We start from the raw sequence: 4,328 nt of genomic DNA on the forward strand, positions 1-4,328 counted from the left end.
CTCAATAAAAAGTTTAATCTCTTCGCTCAAATTACTTTGAGTCTTAATTTTAAGACGTCTAAAAGAATTGCTGGTTTATTTTACTTAACTTATTTTCTGTTCAATTTTCAAAGACCATTTTCTTCATCGCTCTCAAGCGACTTTCTTATCTTATCATCCTAAGTCGTTTATGTCAACATATTTTTTATTGTTTTTTAAAATACTTGACTTGCCTTAGGCGATGAATAAATATTATCATTAAAAAAAACTATTGTCAACATATTTAATCATATTTTTTAATAAAATTATAGATTTATTTTGAAAACAATTATTTTATAGGTGTTTTTGTCTTTTTATAGGTTAATATAAATATAATTAATAATCTGTTATCCAAAACTCTAATGCAGCTATAGATAACAGATTATATGTCTAGTATTTTACTTTTGGTGCCCCAATGCTTCTAGTATTATTAACGCAGTATCTTCTATCGCTCTTTGAGTAACATCTATAGTTTTACATCCTAATCGTCTCATTATTCTATCTGCAAAATCAAATTCTTCTAAAATTCTAGCATCACTTGCATATTCAATTCCTGTAGGCATTCTATGAAATTTATCTAATCTTCTTTTTCGTATTTCTATTAATTGTAGAGGATTTATTACTAATCCAAAGATCTTTTTCTTATCTACTTCAAAAAGTTCCGCTGGTATTTCTACTTCTGGCATAAGGGGTATATTTATAGCTTTTATTCCTTTATTAGCTAAATACATACATAATGGTGTTTTTGATGTTCTTGATAATCCTATAAGTACAACATCTGCATTTTTAAGTCCTCTGTAGTCTTTACTATCATCATATTGCATAGCAAATTCCATTGCCTCAATTCTCTTAAAGTAAACTTCATCGGTTTTCCACATTGCACCTGGGTTATTATCAGGCATTTTATTTAATATAGATGAAGCTACATTTATTATTGGTCCAAGTACATTTACTACTGATATATTTTTCTCTAAACACTTTTGTGTTAGATATTCTCTTACATTTACAGTTATTATAGTTGAAACTATCATACACTTTTCGCAACTACTAACCTCTCTCATTAAATCTTCTATATCTTCTAATCCTTTAATATAGGGAACTCTTTTTACCTCTACTTCTCCTTTGAATTGACTTGATGCTGCCAGTGCAACTTGCTGAGCTGTTTCCCCTATTGAATCTGATACTGCAAAAATTTTTAACACTTCAATCCCCTCCTATGTTGTATGCCGTTATTTTATTATTTATCTAAATAACGTAAATATTCAGTATTTTCACTTTAATTATATCAGTATTTAAAATAATTTGTTATCCTTATATGTAATTTATACCTATGTATGATAAAATCTTAATATCTTAAGTTTTCTGTAGGAGGATAAAATGACTAACAAATTTAATAAAGATAAATGGCTAACAATAGGATTGCTCCCTATAATGTGGTTATTATACTTTGCATTTGAAATTATCACTGGCAGAGTAGATAGTTTTTATACTTTAGGTATGAATTTATTATTAACTATCATATTTGCATTTACAGGCTGGATAATATACATTACATCCAAAAAATATTATAATGGATTTAGTAGCAAAATAGTTTTTGTAATTTTCCTTATACTTATGTTAATAGATCAAGGAATAAAACTTATAATAAAACTTTTCTATTTCGATAACTATTTTGAAATCATACCAAAGTTTCTTTCCTTTGATCCTATAATTAATACAGATGGATCTTGGCTTAATGCAAGATTTGGCCTTGGAGTGGGATTTTCTGCTTTGATAATATTAAATGCGCTAGCAGTAATACTATTTATAGAAGTATATAGATATTATTTATCTAAAGGAAATAAAGAGTTCTGGTCAGACATGGCATTTTTATTTATTCTATCTGGAGCCCTATGTTCATTGATAGATAAAATCTTTTATGGAGGTAGCCTGGACTTTATAGGAATTAGCAATCTATTCATAGCAGATATAAAAGATATGTATATTAATTTAGGAATATTATTCTTTATAATGCTAATTTATATTAATGGCTATTTCAAAGAAGAAGATTCTTCAACATTAAAAGATGATCTACAATCTATAAAGAAATTTTTAAAATTTATGAAAAATGATATATTGAGAAAATAAAAAAGAAAGGAATAAAATCCTTTCTTTTTATATATAATGCTAAGCAAGTTCTTATTAAAAAATCACTTCATTACTGAAGTGATTTTTGGTGGCTTACCCGGGAATCGAACCCGGTACACCTTGATTAAAAGTCAAGTGCTCTACCGATTGAGCTAGTAAACCGTATGAACCTGGCAACGTCCTACTCTTCCACACAGTCTCCCATGCAGTACCATCGGCGCTATAAAGCTTAACTTTCCTGTTCGGAATGGGAAGGAGTGTTTCCTTTACGCCATCATCACCAGATATTTTTCTCTCAACAAGAATTTATTATATAGACATATTGTCCATATGTCAACATATTTTTTAAAAATTATTTTATTTTTTCTTATTAATATAAATTAATTCAATTTTATATGTAAATATGCGACTTTAATTCGATTCTATTTTATCCAATCTCAAAGCTTTTATTCATTACCGATAGCATATACATATTTACTTATTGAGTTATTCTTCTAAAATTAAATTTGCCTAAAATCAACTAACCTCTACATACATGCACTTGAAAACTAGAGGAAATAATTTATAACACGTTACTTATATAATTTATTTTATACTTTATCTCAAGAATTAAATAGTGCCATTTATAAAAATATCGTTATTCTTATAAACAGCACTTAAATTATTTATTTAATTTTTCTATATACTCCCTTATAACGTCATTAGATTTTTTAAATCTTTTAAGTTCTTCATCCGTCATATCTATTTCTACTACTTCCTTCACACCTTCGCTATTAAGAACTGCTGGCACACCACTAAATACATTATATTCACCATATTCACCGTCTAATAATGTAGATACTGGTATTATTTTATTCTCATCATTTATAATCGCTTTTATTATACCTACAGTAGCAGCTGCTATAGCATAATAGGTTGTTCCTTTTCTATTGTATACTTCCCATCCAGCTTGAGCAGTTTCTAAAACTAATTTATCTAAATCTACATCTCCGACTCTATCTTTATTATCTTGTATAACCTTATTAAAAGGCTTTCCTCCTATATAAACATGAGACCATGGAACCATTTGAGAATCTCCATGTTCACCCATAGAATAAGCTTGAACACTTCTAGGATCAACATTAAATAAATCTCCTATAAAATTCTTTAATCTTGCAGAATCAACTGATGTTCCTGTTCCTATGACGTGACTTTTAGGTAATCCAGATATCTTATATACATGATTAGCTATTATGTCTACCGGATTTGATATTATTATAAAATGCCCATTAAATCCACTTTCCATAATAGGGTCTACTATTGATTCTACTATCTTAGCTGATAAATCCAGTGAATCCAATCTCGTTTGCCCTGGCTTTGGTGGCGCTCCAGCAGTTATTACAACTATATCTACATCACCACATTCTTCATATGATCCAACTCTTATCTTTGTATTTCTATTTAAATATTCTATACAATGCTTTAAGTCCATCACTTCTCCAAGAGCTTTTTCTCTATTAATATCTATCATTAATACTTCATCACAAACCCCTTGTGTTATTAAACTAAATGCTGTACTGGATCCAACTAATCCTGTTCCTACTATAGCTACTTTCCTTGTTTTTGAAAACATATATATTCCCTCCAGTCTAAATTTCTCTTTTTTAAATTATATAGCATCTTTTCATCATGTAAAAATAATTTAAAATCATATTATCTAAAAGTTATTTTTATTTTTTGTATACCCTAAATTATAGATATTATTTATTATAAATTAACCAATCAATATTAATAAAATTTCATATTCTAATAAATTTCAAAGAAATTTCCAAAAAATAATTTTCAAAATAAAAAAATCCTAAACAAATGTTTAGGATTTTGGTGCGTTATCAGGGGATCGAACCCGGGACACCCTGATTAAGAGTCAGGTGCTCTACCAACTGAGCTAATAACGCATGATAACCTGGCAATGTTCTACTCTCCCACACAGTCTCCCATGCAGTACCATCGACGCTGTAGAGCTTAACTTTCCTGTTCGGAATGGAAAGGAGTGTTTCCTCTACGCCATCATCACCAGATTTCAGAGTGTTCTCTGAAAATTGCACATGAATTAATTTTAAGCCTGTTTTTTTATTGGTCAAGCCCTCGACCTATTAGTATCAGTCAGCTAAATATGTTACCACACTTACACCTCTGACCTATCA

3 protein-coding genes, 2 tRNA genes and 2 rRNA genes are annotated in these 4,328 nt (G+C 29.0%); 1 reads left to right on the forward strand and 6 read right to left on the reverse strand.

The genetic code is table 11. The annotated features are described in order from the left end of the window. Window positions 1-416: 416 nt before the first annotated feature. Window positions 417-1,220: a pyruvate, water dikinase regulatory protein gene (locus tag I2A75_RS17720; protein WP_195266925.1), complete on the reverse strand. Its 804-nt coding sequence runs from the start codon at window positions 1,218-1,220 to the stop codon at window positions 417-419. A 175-nt stretch (window positions 1,221-1,395) separates the two neighbouring features. Here I2A75_RS17720 and I2A75_RS17725 point away from each other — a divergent pair, with 175 nt between their 5' ends. Further along, on the forward strand, window positions 1,396-2,145 hold the full coding sequence (locus tag I2A75_RS17725; RefSeq protein WP_195266926.1) for a signal peptidase II: 750 nt from the start codon (window positions 1,396-1,398) through the stop codon (window positions 2,143-2,145). A gap of 86 nt (window positions 2,146-2,231) precedes the next feature. On the opposite strand, the gene I2A75_RS17730 is transcribed toward I2A75_RS17725, so the two are convergent. From I2A75_RS17730 to rrf (I2A75_RS17750), 5 genes are all read right to left on the reverse strand, one after another. Continuing rightward, a tRNA-Lys gene (locus I2A75_RS17730) sits at window positions 2,232-2,307 on the reverse strand. Window positions 2,308-2,313: 6 nt separating this feature from the next. Continuing rightward, window positions 2,314-2,430 (reverse strand): 5S ribosomal RNA (gene rrf / locus I2A75_RS17735). A gap of 376 nt (window positions 2,431-2,806) precedes the next feature. Next, window positions 2,807-3,757 carry an L-lactate dehydrogenase gene (locus tag I2A75_RS17740; protein ID WP_195266927.1) on the reverse strand — a complete coding sequence of 317 codons (951 nt, stop codon included), beginning with the start codon at window positions 3,755-3,757 and terminating at the stop codon, window positions 2,807-2,809. Between the two features lie 246 nt (window positions 3,758-4,003). Beyond that, a tRNA-Lys gene (locus I2A75_RS17745) sits at window positions 4,004-4,079 on the reverse strand. Between the two features lie 6 nt (window positions 4,080-4,085). Continuing rightward, window positions 4,086-4,202, reverse strand: a 5S ribosomal RNA gene (gene rrf, locus I2A75_RS17750). Window positions 4,203-4,328 lie beyond the last annotated feature (126 nt).

This window comes from Clostridium sp. 1001275B_160808_H3 (assembly GCF_015550425.1).
In the GTDB taxonomy this organism is placed as follows: domain Bacteria; phylum Bacillota; class Clostridia; order Clostridiales; family Clostridiaceae; genus Clostridium.